This is a genomic window from Pseudodesulfovibrio profundus (assembly GCF_900217235.1).
In the GTDB taxonomy this organism is placed as follows: domain Bacteria; phylum Desulfobacterota; class Desulfovibrionia; order Desulfovibrionales; family Desulfovibrionaceae; genus Pseudodesulfovibrio; species Pseudodesulfovibrio profundus.
The window spans coordinates 1,390,823-1,405,122 of sequence record NZ_LT907975.1 but is presented as its reverse complement, the minus strand read 5'-3'; the positions used below and the strand labels follow the sequence as shown (position 1 = coordinate 1,405,122).

10 protein-coding genes are annotated in these 14,300 nt (G+C 53.4%); 5 read left to right on the top strand and 5 right to left on the bottom strand.

Translation table 11 applies throughout. From position 1 onward, the window contains the following. Window positions 1–252: 252 nt before the first annotated feature. The 4 genes from DPRO_RS06735 to DPRO_RS06720 all read left to right on the top strand — a co-directional run bounded on the left by DPRO_RS06735 (window position 253) and on the right by DPRO_RS06720 (window position 5,786). The gene (locus tag DPRO_RS06735) at window positions 253–1,125 is read left to right on the top strand and encodes a THxN family PEP-CTERM protein (RefSeq protein ID WP_097011356.1); all 873 of its coding nucleotides are present in this window, start codon (window positions 253–255) and stop codon (window positions 1,123–1,125) included. Between the two features lie 290 nt (window positions 1,126–1,415). Further along, on the top strand, window positions 1,416–2,651 hold the full coding sequence (locus DPRO_RS06730) for a calcium-binding protein (protein ID WP_097011355.1): 1,236 nt from the start codon (window positions 1,416–1,418) through the stop codon (window positions 2,649–2,651). 197 nt (window positions 2,652–2,848) lie between these two features. After that, complete coding sequence (locus tag DPRO_RS06725) at window positions 2,849–3,745, top strand: N-acyl amino acid synthase FeeM domain-containing protein (RefSeq protein ID WP_232005730.1); 897 nt, start codon at window positions 2,849–2,851, stop codon at window positions 3,743–3,745. 31 nt (window positions 3,746–3,776) lie between these two features. After that, on the top strand, window positions 3,777–5,786 hold the full coding sequence (locus DPRO_RS06720) for a ThiF family adenylyltransferase (RefSeq protein WP_173806757.1): 2,010 nt from the start codon (window positions 3,777–3,779) through the stop codon (window positions 5,784–5,786). 9 nt (window positions 5,787–5,795) lie between these two features. Here DPRO_RS06720 and DPRO_RS06715 read toward each other — a convergent pair whose 3' ends face one another. From DPRO_RS06715 to DPRO_RS06695, 5 genes are all read right to left on the bottom strand, one after another. After that, entirely contained in the window at window positions 5,796–6,482 is a 687-nt protein-coding gene (locus DPRO_RS06715; protein WP_097011353.1) for a CAAX prenyl protease-related protein, read from the bottom strand. Beyond that, window positions 6,479–7,573 carry an HlyD family secretion protein gene (locus DPRO_RS06710; protein ID WP_097011352.1) on the bottom strand — a complete coding sequence of 365 codons (1,095 nt, stop codon included), beginning with the start codon at window positions 7,571–7,573 and terminating at the stop codon, window positions 6,479–6,481. The genes DPRO_RS06715 and DPRO_RS06710 overlap by 4 nt, the downstream gene beginning before the upstream one ends. A 2-nt stretch (window positions 7,574–7,575) precedes the next feature. Beyond that, entirely contained in the window at window positions 7,576–8,289 is a 714-nt protein-coding gene (locus DPRO_RS06705) for an ABC transporter ATP-binding protein (protein WP_097011351.1), read from the bottom strand. 3 nt (window positions 8,290–8,292) lie between these two features. Then, window positions 8,293–9,423, bottom strand: a complete 1,131-nt coding sequence (locus DPRO_RS06700; protein WP_097011350.1) for an ABC transporter permease — start codon at window positions 9,421–9,423, stop codon at window positions 8,293–8,295. A gap of 304 nt (window positions 9,424–9,727) precedes the next feature. Next, on the bottom strand, window positions 9,728–10,795 hold the full coding sequence (locus DPRO_RS06695) for an IS5 family transposase (protein ID WP_097010253.1): 1,068 nt from the start codon (window positions 10,793–10,795) through the stop codon (window positions 9,728–9,730). A gap of 840 nt (window positions 10,796–11,635) precedes the next feature. On the opposite strand from DPRO_RS06695, the gene prsT reads away from it, so the two are divergent. Next, window positions 11,636–14,287 carry an XrtA/PEP-CTERM system TPR-repeat protein PrsT gene (prsT, locus tag DPRO_RS06690; protein WP_162291151.1) on the top strand — a complete coding sequence of 884 codons (2,652 nt, stop codon included), beginning with the start codon at window positions 11,636–11,638 and terminating at the stop codon, window positions 14,285–14,287. Window positions 14,288–14,300 lie beyond the last annotated feature (13 nt).

The window sequence follows — 14,300 nt, the reverse complement described above, 5'->3', positions numbered from 1 at the left end:
TATCCTCTCCCTGTTCCTCCTTTCGCCCGGTTTTGGGCACCCATTCTATAAGGATGTCCATGAGTCTTGATAAGTGTAAGGCTCTCCGACAAAGTGTCTTTACAGGTTTACAATTATCCTGATTCTAATGGTTCGTTTTATTCTTTTGGTAAGTTATTCCAGAGTGTTAATGTTTTGGCCCGCCTGTTGCAATATACAGCATGATTGCGATGTTGATTTGGTGGTAAAAATATTTGCTTTAGGAGTGTTACCATGAAGAAGTTAGCTGTTATCTTTAGCGCGATGTTGCTCTCGCTGGCGCTTATTGCTCCGGCATCCGCAACAGTCGTCTCAAATTGGAACTGGGAATACAATGCTGGATTCATCAGCTGGTCCGACACCGCTGATCCGTTCGGCTCCAACGTACACGTGGATCCGGGCGATCTCACCGATCTCGCATGGGACATTCCCCTGCCTGGCGGCATGATCACAGACGTTCCGCAGACCATTTACTGGGGAACCACTGACGGTGTAGTACCGCAGTCCATCTTCGGCGCAAGTGGTATTACCCTTGATCCCATCGCTTACGGTGATGGTGACTATCAGATGATCGAAACCAATGGTGCATCTGTTGCCGTTGCGGACTTCACGCACTTCAACAATCCCATTAAGGGGCCCTTCCTGGAATCTGGTACTGTGTTGACTACGTTCAACCTGTCCCCGATCGATCCGCCGGATTTCGACGCCAGCCCTGCATACGTAGCTGCCCTTGAGTTCACTTTCTTTGAAACTGACAACGAATGGGCTCTGATTGACGAATGGAGAGCAGACGACGTCTTTATCCTGGACGATCCTTCTCTGACCAACGGTACCTTCAACTATGACAGCGAACAGTACATCTTTGACTTCGAGGATTCCTTTGAAGCTATCGATGCCAAGTACATCGAGCACCTGGTCGACAACCTCGGCTACGCACAGCTGGATCCCGAACTGACCTACTACGGTTGGGTCACCACTGAAGGTCTTGATACCACTGTTCAGCCCAAGGTCTCTGTCGTAACAACTGTCCCTGAACCTTCCACCCTGATTCTCCTGGGTGTCGGCCTCCTGGGCATGTTCGGAATCGTTCGCAGACGCCGCAGCTAGTAACTGATTGGGCACAACTGCCATATCGATACATACGAGAGGGAGGCTCCGGCCTCCCTCTCTTTTTGATATCCGGCGGGTCTGGATTTGTCGGACTTCTGAAATCAGGTGTAAAGTTTTCCAGACAAATGGCCGCTTGAAAAAGCGGTCATTTTGATTTTGTCACGTAAAGTCAGCTTGATATGTGTTTGGCGCAATAATTGCTCACTACTAATTATCCTAAATCAGTAAAAGGATGATCCGCCCGCCCCTGTCACAGGCACACGGGTAAAAAATGAAGGGAGAACGCCATGTCAGATTCCACACAAAACAGCCAGGACAAGTCCATACGTGTCGTCATCGAATCAGGAGAAACCGCGGTATATACCGTTGGTGCTGATTCCAATCTGGTCTTCGGATTCGATTCGGATTCCGTTCTGATCGAACAGCGTGGAAATGACCTTGTGATTCTTGGTGACGATGGCGGAACCGCTGTCCTCAAGGGGTATGTATCGCTGGTGGAAGCTGGAACGCCTCCTGATGTACTGCTTAATGATGGCATTTTGGTCGCTGGTGATGTCTTCCTGATGTCTCAGGGGCAACCGGAAGAAACCGCAGCTGACGGCGTGGTTAGTGGCAGTGGACTGAATGGCTATTTTGATGATGCTGGTGGTCTGGTTGGTGGCGATAATTTCGGATTCGATGCTGGCGATGGTGGTTTGGATGGAAGTGGCGAGGCAATACAATTTTTCGCAGCTCGTGACACAGAGCTGTTTCTAGTTAACCAAGCCGTTAACGAAACCGATAGCGCCCCGACAGGTGGGTCTACAGACGGTTCCGGTCCAGACGTCGAAGTTCCTTCCTATGATTATCCGGAAATTGCCCCGGCTCCCGCTTTTGGTCGTGCAGGCGCTCTTGATAGTGATCACTTCCTGCTCCGGCCCGCTGATGTTGATGAAAATGATCCCGAACCCTGGACCATTCGCGGCAATCCCTTTGGCGATGATGAGTTCAATGGTGGTGCCGGGAACGACATGCTCAACGGCATGGGCGGCAATGATATCATTTACGGTAATGATGGCGATGATGTCATCGCTGGCAGCTTTGGTGACGACATCCTCTACGGCGGTCATGGAAATGATCAGCTTGGCGGTCAACAGGGTAACAATACCATATACGGTGGCGGTGGGTATGATTCCATTTCCGCTGGCGGTGGATCCAATGTGATCGTCCTTAACGAAGAGACCTTCTCACAAGGTCAGGCCATAGTTGAGGTCAAGGATTTCGAATTTGCCAATGACGGCTTCAAGCTTGAAGACGGTGTGGAATTTGAAGCGTTGCGTCAGTTCGGTGTGGATGGCGCTCCTGACACCTATGTCGAGGCAGTGCTTGGCAACGGCACGGACGACAACGTTATCGTTCGCCTCATGGGCATGGAACGCGCCGATTTTGATGCCGCTCTCGACAGCCTTCCCGATTCACACGTGTTTGCCGATGACGAGCAACTGCTCCAGTACATGTCCGGTAATGACTCAGCCTGGGTTTAATCGGCAGGAGTGGCTTTATAATATTTAGTGTAGCTTTACCCGTTGTGGCTGGTGGAGTATACTTGTCCTAATAGTTGTATGAGGAGGAGTCGGCTTTGAATGAGTCCGGCTCCAGGAGGAAGAAGGGGGATTCGCATACGGACAGCGCGTCAGTCTTGCAGGGATGATGGTCGAGTAACCGGGGGCCAGGATTCATAATGGTCAAAAAAGGAAAAGTGAAGAAAATGGAAAGCGGCCTAGAAAGAAGACGCACTGTACGCATACGGCGATCATCGCTTATCAAGAACAAGCTTGAGGGTATTGATCGTCCGGCAATGAAGATAGCTGAAACCCAGGAAGAACTGGAGCAGGCTTTCGGTATTGTCTACGATGCGTATCGTGCCGCGAACTATATCAAGGAACCACACCCATCGAAGATGGCATATGGTATTCACAGCCTCCTCCCCACCACCTGTGTGTTCGTATTCAAGTCCTACCTGTCGGTCCTCTCTACCATGACCTATATTCCGGATACGCCGGTCTTCGGCCTGCCCATGGATGCGGTGTACAAGGAAGAACTGGACACCCTGCGAAATCAGGGACGAAACATAGCTGAAGTGGGTGCGTTGGCGACCCCCAAGCAACGCCGGTGGATCAACCTCATCTCCTACCTTGCCAAGGCGCTCTTCTGGTATGCGCGCATGACGGATGTGGATGATGTCTGTATCATGGTCAATCCCAAGCACGTCCGTTTTTACAAGGAAATTTTCCTGTTCGAGGACTTCGGAGAGGAAAAGTGGTATGACGGAGTGGATGCCCCTGCAGTGGCCTTGCGCGTCGATATGGATACCTATGAGCGGAAGATGACCGATGCCTATGGCGAAGCGGATTTTGATACGGATCTGCTGTCGTTTTTTACAAAGGTCAATAACGTCATCCTCGATCCGAATATTGAATATCCCATCAAGCGTACCTTGCCTCTCGATATGTCCACAGTGAAGGGATTCATTACCAAGCGTCCTGAACTGCTTGAGACCATGACGGAAGATCAGGAGCAACTGTTCAGAATGATTTATTACGAAATCAACGGCATAGAGAGCGGTTTTACTCACTAGCGCCGTGAACCCGTTTCCGGAGCGAACAGTGATGTCAGACAGCACGAAACAGATTCTCGAAGCATATTCTCTCAACTCCGCTGGAGCCTATCACGAAACGGCATTCTGCCGAAACCTGGGCCTGCTGAACGCCAATGAAATGGCACGCCTCAAGGATGCCACCGTAGCCGTAGCCGGTCTTGGTGGCGTGGGGGGCGGGCATTTGATTGCCCTTGCCCGAACAGGCATTGGTCGTTTCAAAGTGGCTGATTTTGATCGGTTCGATCCGGTCAATATCAATCGGCAGTACGGGGCACAGGTTGCCGACTTTGGTCGGGAGAAACTGGCCGCCATGGTCGACAATGTCCGGCAGGTCAATCCGTATCTCGATATCACCACGTATCCTGAAGGTATTACTCCGGACAACGTGGACGACTTCCTCGACGGTGTGGATCTGGTCGTTGATGGGCTCGACTTTTTCGTGCTTGATATCCGGCGCATGGTTTTTACCCGCGCCGTGGAATTGGGCATCCCGGTGGTTACAGCCGGTCCCATGGGTTTCAGTTCCGCGCTTCTGGTCTTTGCACCGGGCGGGATGACCTTTGATCAGTATTTCGACATATCCGATGACGATCCATACATGGATAAGGTCATCAAGTTTGCCGCAGGGCTTGCGCCTCGTCCGACCCATGTCCGATACATCGACATGGATTTTGTCGACCTGCTTGAAAAGCGTGGCCCTTCACTGGGTGCGGCCTGCTGGTTGTGCTCGTCGCTGACAGCTACTGAGGCAGTTCGTATCATCACTGGCCGAAAAGCCGTGAAAAAGACCCCGTACTATCTGCAATTCGACCCGTATCTTCGCAAGTTGGTCAAAGGGCGTCTTTGGGGCGGCAACCGCCATCCTCTCCAGCGTGCAAAAATCTGGCTGATCAAGAATTATCTGTTGGATCGCAATACGATTGTCGGTCCGGTCAAGCCCGAGGAGCCGTCGGCTGAAGCGCCTTTCAAGACCAAGACAGACTACATCATACGGGCCGGAATGCAGGCTCCATCCGGTGACAATGTCCAGCCATGGCGATTCAAGCAGGATGATACCGGTGTGGATATCTTCATGGAGAGCGCTGCCGACGACAGTTTGTTCAACGTGCAGCAGGCCGCTACCATCGTTGCGTGCGGTGCGGCAGTTGAGAACATGACCATTGCTGCCGGAGCCTGCGGCTTGGGTGCTAGGGTCAACTGGATGCCTACATCCCACCCTGAACACGTAGCGCGATTGGCTTTTTCGCCTGATGATCATGCTGGCGAAAGCGTATTGCACGATGTCATCTGGCGGCGTGTCACCAATCGCAAACCGTATTCGACCCGGGCTGTAGAGGCGGGGGTGTGGCAGCGTATGCAGGAGACCATTGAGGATTGCCCCGGTGTTAGCCTGCAATGGATTAATGACAAGCAGCAACTCAAGGATTTTTCACAGGCCGTATTCTGGGCAGATCGGATTCGTACCGAACATAGAGGGTTGCATGAGCATCTCATGAAGATGATCCGGTTTTCCCGGACCGAAGCCGAAACGACCCGCGATGGCCTGCCGCTCAAGAATCTGGAAGCGGGCATGGCTGGCGAGCAGTTCATGAAAGCGACCAGACCCTGGAAGGTCATGTCTGCATTGAATACCGTTGGCGTTGGCCGCATGGTCGCCATGCATTCAGCCATGGGTATACGCAAGTCCGGTGGTGTCGGGTTCCTGTCCGTTGATTCAACGGATACGGCGTCGCTGCTGGAAGCTGGCCGGGCGTTGGAGCGAATTTGGTTGACGTTCACACACAACGGTATCCGTTTTCAGCCTGCCGCGGCTCCTGCGTTGTTCCGATTGCGCTGGTTGCTGGAAGGGCCGGAGTCGTTCAGCGATAAGCATCAGCACCTCCTGGAAAAGGTCTGGCCCGTATGTGACGATCTCTTCCCGGGATTCTACGGCACCAATCCGGTGCTGTTCTTCCGGGTTGGTTTCGGCAGGGGCATCAAGTACGGCACCTATCGGCGACCGCTGGAATCCTTTCTCTAGGCTGAGAGTCTACCAGAAGTACCAGTTCCCACTGATCAGAACGTATCCGGCGAGGATGGCGTTTGTCAGCGCGTGGCTCAGAATGCATTGCGCCAGACAACGTGTGTGCATGTATATGAAATTGTATGCGACACCGGCGACCATGCCTGCCAGCCAAAGCTGATGTTCCAACCCGAAAAGGACGGCTGTTCCGGCAAAGCTGAACAGGGTGAACGTGCCGGGAACGACCTTGGTGAAATCCTTGCTGATGAGATACCGCGCCAGAAACGACTTCCAGAACAGCTCCTCCATGACGGGAACCACAAGGGCAGCTCCGGCCACCCGGCTGGCTATCATCATCCATCTGGTGCCTCCTTCCCCGAATGTGGCGGGGTCAAAGGCCGTCAATTCGCCCTGAATGGCAAAGTCCATATCCAGATTGATCCACAGAACGAAAACAACGACGCCGGTGACGATGCTGATGAGCGTATGGCGTGCGTTGCGCAGCCCTGCCCAGTCAAAGTCGTCATAGCTTTTTCGGAAAAAGAACAGAGTGGCAACAACCAGAGCGGCCTTGAGCGGATACAGCCAGTTCATGGTTTCCTGCGACGGGGCAGGCATGCCGAGGAGTTTCGCACCTTCCACCACGGCTATGAATGCCATGTACACGGCGAAAGGCGCGACGCGAGCTGCGAGCGCGTTTTCCTGAATCTTCATGAACTGCTCCCGACGGTTCCCTGTATGGCGTTCTTGCCATTGATATGAATGAACACATCGCCGGTCAGGCCGGTGATCAGCCCTGTGAAGTCGTCCAGCCGGATAATGACTTCAAGGACCTTGGTGTCGACCTTGTCCTGTGGAGAGCCGGTGTCGATACGCTTCTTGCCTGTCATGGTTCCAACACGGATTACCTTGCCGTTGAACCGTTGGTTGCCATAGGTGTCGGACGTAAAATAGGCCTTTTGCCCAATCTTGACGCGGGCGGCGAACTTCTCGTCCACCTCGGCCCTGATCTGATATTCGCTGATGTCAGCCACTGTCAGGACCGGACTTTCAAAGAATATGGAGACATTTTCGCCAGCGTGACGATGCTTCTTGAGGACGGTGCCATCGACCGGACTTCTGAGGCGGGTCTTTTCCAACTGCGATTCCGCTTCATCAATCTTCTTCAAGGCCGCGCTGTATTCCGACCACGCCTGGGCTATGTCTTCCTTGCGGGACTGGTTCTTGGTGATCAGGTGACGCTGTACCGCTTCCTGATACTCCCGCTGGGCTACACGGTAGTCCACTTCCGCACGGTCGACTTCTTCCTTGGCAATAAGGTTGTCGCGGAGCAGTTGCTGGCGGCGCTTCATCTCGCGCTGGGCATTATCCATGATCGACTTGAGGCGTTGCACCTTGTTCCAGGCCTCGGTCTTTTCCTCTTTACGTGCTCCGGCAATGAGCTTGTCGTACACGGCTCGGCGTGCCTCTGCTTCGGCCTTGGCGGTGTCGACGTTGGCGACGCGCTCTTCGTCACGCAGGGTGGCGAGAACGTCACCTTTCTTGACCAGATCGCCTTCACGAACATTGACGGCGGAAATAAGGCCGCTGATTTCAAATGCCAAACGCCGTTCTTCGGAGACAGGTTCGACCCGGCCATGGGCCGCGATCCATGGGGATTGCTCCTCAAGAATCGGGACATTCTCGAAAGACGGCGACCGCTCTTCTGTTGAAGGGAGGTAGTCTGCAAGCCATTGCGGATATTGGGATTGGATGAAAAAAGCTGTCCCAATGAGAAGGATGACGATGGCGAATAACGTTTTCATACTTACCTCGTATTGCTCGGGTCGGCTGATTGCTGTTCATCCAGCAGTCGGCCGTCCTCTATGGTCACGATGCGGTCGGCGAATTCCAGGGTGCGCGGGTCATGGGTCACGATGACCACGGCCCTGTCGCCTGTTTTGGCCAGCGATGCCATGAGGTCAACGACCATGCGCCCGTTGGCCGAATCGAGTGCGGCTGTAGGTTCATCGGCCAGGATGACTTTGGGTTGTCCGGCCAGTGCGCGGGCAATGGCCAGACGCTGTTTCTGGCCGCCGCTCAATGTGTCGGGCATGGCCTTGGCCTTGTCCGCGAGTCCCACGGCTTCCAGGCTCTGCATGGCGAGGTCGTGTGATTGCTTCTTGTTCATGCCGCGCAGGTTGAGGGCCACCTGTATGTTGTTGATGGCATTGAGCGTGGGGAAAAGATTGTACTCCTGGAAAACAAACCCGAGGTTGTCCAGCCGGACCTTGCCGAGGGCCTTGCTCCGCATGCCCGAGATGTCGGTGCCGTTAATGGATATCGTCCCTTCGCTTGGCTGGAGTATGCAGCCCATGATCGAGAGCAGCGTGGTCTTGCCGCTACCCGATGGGCCCATGAGCAGGAGCACCTCGCCGGTATTGACGGAAAGGGAGACGTCACGCAGGGCATAGGTCCGATTATCCTTGGGGCCAAAGTGCTTGGTGATATTGGAGAGGGTGAGGAATTCGGTGCCGGGCATGGTTTATCTCCCCTTGAAAACCAGCGCCGGGTCCAGGCGGGTTACTTTTCGGATGGAAATGAATGCCGAAGCCACGCACATGGTCAGCGTAAGCCAGAACATGCTGATCATCAGCTCGGGCGGAAGAAGGATCACTGTGGCGGAGAAATTGCTGAAGTTGGATGCGATACTGGCCACGCAAATGCCGAGCATGTAGCCAAAAACAGCGCTCAGCGTGGCCTGTGCAATGAGGATTTTATAAATATAGGAATTGGGTGCGCCCATGGCTTTGAGTGTGGCGAACTCGGCTATGTGATCCAGAGTGGTGGCGTACAGTGTCTGGGCCACAACAACGGTTCCGACGATCAGCCCGAGAAAGGCGGCAATCAGCAATCCTGCGCCCGCGCCGGTGTTGTACATCCAATAGTCCTGTGTCAGCTTGCTGAATTCCGGTGTGGTGTAGACGTCCACGTTGTTGACGTTGGCAAGAATGCTCTTCTTGAGCATTGCCGGACTGACACCTTCTTTTCCCTTGACGAGAACGTAGGTGAATTCGTCGCTATCGAAGTTGGTGTAGTTGCGAGCCGTTTTCAGGGAGGCGAAAACAAACGGGGACGTGGTGAACGAGCGGGTTCCGCGGGTGAATCCCACCACGCGGGCCTTGCGCTTGTTGATCTCCACGGTTTCACCCAGCATGGCGATGCCCAGCTTTTCCATATACAGCTGGTCAATGATGATGGCGTCCTTGAGCTCAAGCATCGAATCGGAGCCGGTCACATAGTTCCAGGGACCGCCCATTCCTTTGCCGGTCTCGAATCCGATGATCTCGATTGATTCCTGCAACCCGTCCGGGCGCTTCCAGTCGGCAAAGCGGATGATGAACTTGGAAGCTTCCTCTATGCCGGGGCTGGAAAGGACCTGATAGTACTTCTGCTCGTCAAGAGGCAGGGTGATATCGAAATTCTTCACTCCTCGGGAGGTCACCCATACATCGGCACCAGAGTTGTCGATGACAGCGGCGATGGTCTTGGTGAATCCGAGAAAAATGCCCACCTGAATCGTGATCAGAACAACAGCAAACACCACGCCGGTCAGCGTGACGCACAGCCGCACTTTGTCGTGAAACAGATTCTGACGGGCAATGGTGAATATCATCGAGACTCCAGTTTATTACATAGTACATGAACCGTACCATGTTTTCGGGTTTTTTCCACCTAATGAATATGGTTGTCCCATGTCTTTGTAATTACGGCACTTGATAGATTAAACCTTTTCTATATGTACACCTGCCAGTGATTTTTGTCCATTGTATTGAGACCTCTGCGCATCCCCTTTTCGCGTCCGTGCCTTGCGCTCCGCACCCAATTTGATGTTCTGACCGCACCCCAGCTTGGGCTCATTCCCGGCCTTTTCCTGCCATTTCTGGCCGAAATGCCGGATTTTGGACGCACCTCTCCCTTCAGGCTCGCGCCAGTCGAACAGCTTTTTTCAAATTGAACGCCATGGCGAGGATGTGGAACTCTCCCTCCACCTTCTCACGACCCACGTATCGGGACCGAAAGAATGCGTAGCCACGTTTGAGTGTGCCGAAGGCCCGCTCGACTATTTGCCGAATGCTGCTGATGTCACGGTTGCGGGTCTTTTCGAAGTCTGTCAGCCTGCCGCCACGAGGCGTCTTGTCCATGGTTCCGTCCTCCAAATCGCGATCAAACAGAATGTCCCGGTTCTTCCCGCTGCAATAGCCCTTGTCCGCATAAACCCGTGCGCCGGGATCAAGGCCGACGCCATTCACGAGCCGCTCGAATTCGCCCGTGTCCGAATGGTTCGCGGGAGTGATGTGACCACAGAGCAGAAACCCGTCTCGACTGTCCGTCGCGGCATGGAGCTTGTAGCCGTAATAGGCCCGATTTCTCTTGCGGAGCCAGGCCGCCTCCTCGTCATCCGAATAGCTGACCCGGCAGTCCACCGGCCCATCCTGTTCTTCGGCGTCCTCGGAACGGTCCTCAGGCATCACGTCGATAACCTTGCGCGGCCGCCGCTGCGACTCGACTACCGAGGCGTCCACCACGGCTCCCTCACGGACAAGAAGCCCTTGTCCTTCAAGCTGGCGGTTAAGCATGTCGAGCAAGGAGTCCAGCACCTTCAGGCGGATCAAACCGTTACGGAAACGGCATATGGTGGTCTCGTCCGGCACGTCGTCCTCGATGGAAAAACCGGTAAATCTGACAAAGGAGAGCCGGTCGAGCAGCGCCTGCTCCACGCCCGGATCACTCAGGTTGTACCAACGCTGCAAGAGCAGAATCTTGAACATCGCCAGAGGCGGATAGGCGGGATTGCCCACGGCGTTGGCCTTGCGCCTGATCTTCTTGCACAGAAAGGCGTTGATGGGCTGCCAGTCGATGAGTTCGTTGATCTCATCCAGAAATGTGGTCTTGGTTCTGCGGTGCCCCAGGAAGTAATCACCCAACCGAGGTCCTTTCTGCCGAATAGCCATGCCTTCCTCCTTTGGATGGAGAAATAATAGCATAATAAATCAAATAGTTAAAGAGTAAAAGTGTGGGATTTGCCGTGCAGAGGTCTCTGTATTAGCAAGTTATGATGCTAGTCCTGAAAAAACAGACATGCGCTCACCTCTTTCAAAGAGAGCGGTGATCGTATGAAGTGGCACTCTCGGAGCAATGCGAATCCAGCTCCTTTCAATAATTGAAAAATGGCTCTGTAACCCGACTGCGGGCGATAAATTCTGTGAAGAGTTGATCGTGCGTCTGGCATTATTTGTTTGTGACAAATGCTAAAAAGAAGTTGGCACAAAAGAGTCGGGATGAGGCAAAAAAAGTTCTGGATGGCGTTTCGGATTAGGTGTCTGGAAAAATAAGACACTGCATTTTGCGACTGTCTGAAAACCTGACAACTGGCGATATCCCGGTATATGGCCGAAAAACGATTGGGTAGTCCTCCCAATGTGGGTGACTAGCTGTTGAAAATTATTTTTTTATCACATTATATTGGATGTTTAGTGCAAAATCAGCACTCCCAAAGTCCGTCTGCAAGAGCCGCCAGCCACTCCAGGTAATGTCATTTATCTAATGTATGCAGACTGTTAGATGTCCCGATTTTCGGTGTTGGCCAGCTGTCGGTGACGCTTACAGTGTAAAGGATCCGAGACAGAGAGTCTGGAAAACATGGACAAGCATGGTTGTATTTCTGAATTATAAAATAGGGGAATTGTATGTAACTTGCCGATTTGTTGTGGTTATTTTGTGTATTGGTGGCTGGCATGGTTATAGCATTTAGGGGACCAACTTGGATGGAGTGTTGTATTGATTGTTTTTTTCCTAACTCAAACCATAAATCCCTGGAGTCTGCAGTGAATCGTCTTGCCACCATTCTTATACTGATCCTCTCCCTCACCATGGTTGCCTGTGGTCAAGATGTTTCCGAATTGATGGCCGAAGGCGATCAATACCTTAAGGAAGGCAACTACCAGGGAGCCATCGTCATCTACAAGACCGTGCTCGAAGATTCGCCGGAGTCCATGGAAGCCCGTTTGGGTTTGGCCAAGGCATATCTGGAGACCGGCAAGATTTCTCAGGCCGAAAGCAATTTTGAAAAGTACATTCGCCAGAACCCCTACGACAAGAGCGTTCTGATCGATATGGCGAAGATCAATTCCTATGAAAAGGACTACGATGCCGCCATCGGGTATCTTAAGGATTATATAAAGGAGTACCCTGAGTCGTCGGAAGCCTATCAACTGCTGGGTAAGAATTACTGGGCATTGGGTGACAAGCCCAACACGTTGCAGAGTCTGCAAAAGGCCGTGGAAGTGGCTCCTTCCGACAATGATGCCCGCTTTACATTGGCGCAGTTCATCGCCCTCGAAGACGGCAAGGAAGAAGCTGACAACCTGGTCGCAGCCATCCTCCAGGATGACCCAAACCACCGTGATGCGTTGCTCTATCGTTCACGCGCAGAAATGGCTGCCGGCGATCTCGAAAAGTATCAGGCCACCCTCAATCAGATATTGGCAAATCATCCTGATGACGCGTTCGTCAAGTATGCGCTCGCCAAGTCGTATATCGCTCAGGCCCGCCTCGACGAAGCTCAGGCCATTGCAGACGAGCTGAAGCAGACCGCTCCCGATACCGCTTTTGGCAACAAGATTCAGGGACTGGTTCGTTATGGTCAGCGCGACTTCAAGGGAGCCATTGACTCTTTTCTGGAAGCTGTTTCCATCCATCCCGATCTCGAAGGGTATTTCAACCTTGGACTGAGCTACTACAACAAGGGTGATCTGGAGACTGCGATTTCCAACCTCCGCATCGCTGCCGACCGTTCCGACAAGTTCATCAACGCCCGCGAGATGATCAGTCTGATTCTGCTTCAGCAGAACCGCGTGGATGAATCCATTGCCGAAGCCCAGAAGGTGCTCGAAGTTGATCCGCAAAGTGTGACGGCTCGCGTCATCCTCAGTGATGCCTACACCCTCAAGGGCGAGCCGGAAAAGGCTCTGCAATACGCCAAGAAGGCGTCCGAAGAGCGCCCGGATTTCACTGGTGCCTATCTCAAGATCGGCTCTCTCGAATATGAACGTGGCGACATGAACAAGACCGAAAGCGCGCTTCGTCAAGCCATGGACAGCGCTCCCCAGGCTCTTCGTCCCAAGATCGTCCTCGCATCTTTCTACCTGAGTCAGAGCAACAAGAAGCAGGCCAAGCGCGTGCTGGAAGATGGACTGACCGGTGCCAAGGGTGATGTCCCGTTATACGTATTTCTTGCTCGGCTGGCTCTTCAGGACAATAACGCCGATGAAGCCCGTGAGTATCTGGCAAAGGCCAAGGAGGCCGATCCTAGCGTATCAAGGCCGTACCTGATGCTCGCTTCCATGAATTTGGCAACCCGTCAGCCTGACGCTGCCATCGCCGAGTATGATGAACTGCTTCAGAACAGACCGGGCAGCATGCAGGGACTGATCGGCAAGGCCGGGGTTCTGGATATGCTGGACAAGCACGATGAGGCTGTCGAGCTGTACAAGAAGGCCCTGGAGTCGGGCCATCCCAGAGCTTACCTGTCCTATGCAGGCAGTCTCTTGAAGCGCAAGCAGGATGAAGCCGGACTCGCCATTCTTGATCAGGGTCTCGCCAAGCATCCCAATGATCCGTTCCTGAGCAATGTTAAGGCTCGGACCCTGCTCCGCCACGAGCGGTACGATGAAGTCATCGCCATGAGTGAAGAGATCGGTAAGGAGCGTCCTGGTGTTGGCCTGGCAATGCGGACCCGCGTGTACGTCCTCAAGGGCGAATTTGAAACAGCCATGGCCGAAGCCGAAAAGATGATTGAGTTCTCTCCCAAGGAATCTCAGGGGTATCTGGTTCTGGCCGATATCCACCTGCGTCAATCAGATAATTCGGCTGCACTGACCGCCCTGGAACGTGGACTTGAGAATTGTGGTCCCCTGCCTGATCTGCTGCTGGAAATCAGCAAGCGTCACATGGCTGGTGGGGAAGACAACAAGGCGTTGACCTACCTTGATGCAGCCATCAAGCGCAACGACAAGTTCTACAAGGCCCATTCCCTGAAGGGTGATGTCTACTCGCGTATGGGACGCAACTCCAAGGCCATCGAAAGCTACCAGAAGGCGCTGGATATCTCTGAAGTATATGTCCCTGCCCTGAACAACCTCGCAATGCTGTACCTGGAAGATGCCAAGATGAAGGAAGAGGCGTTGCGACTTGCATACAATGCGTATCTGCAGGCTCCGTGGGAAACCGCGGTTCTGGATACGTTCGGTTACGCACTGGCCGTAAACGACCGTGCGGATGAAGCGGTTATGATTCTGGAGAAGGCGGCAGTGAATGCTGCTGACAACAAGGCGATCTCCTACCATCTCGGGTATGCCTACGCCAAGGCCGGGAAGAAGGACAGGGCCAGGGAAGAACTGGCCAAGGTCGTCGACTGTTCGGACTGTGATAATGTTGAAAATGCCCGCAAGCTGCTTGATTCGTTAGGAAACGGATAAAGCATACGGGAGG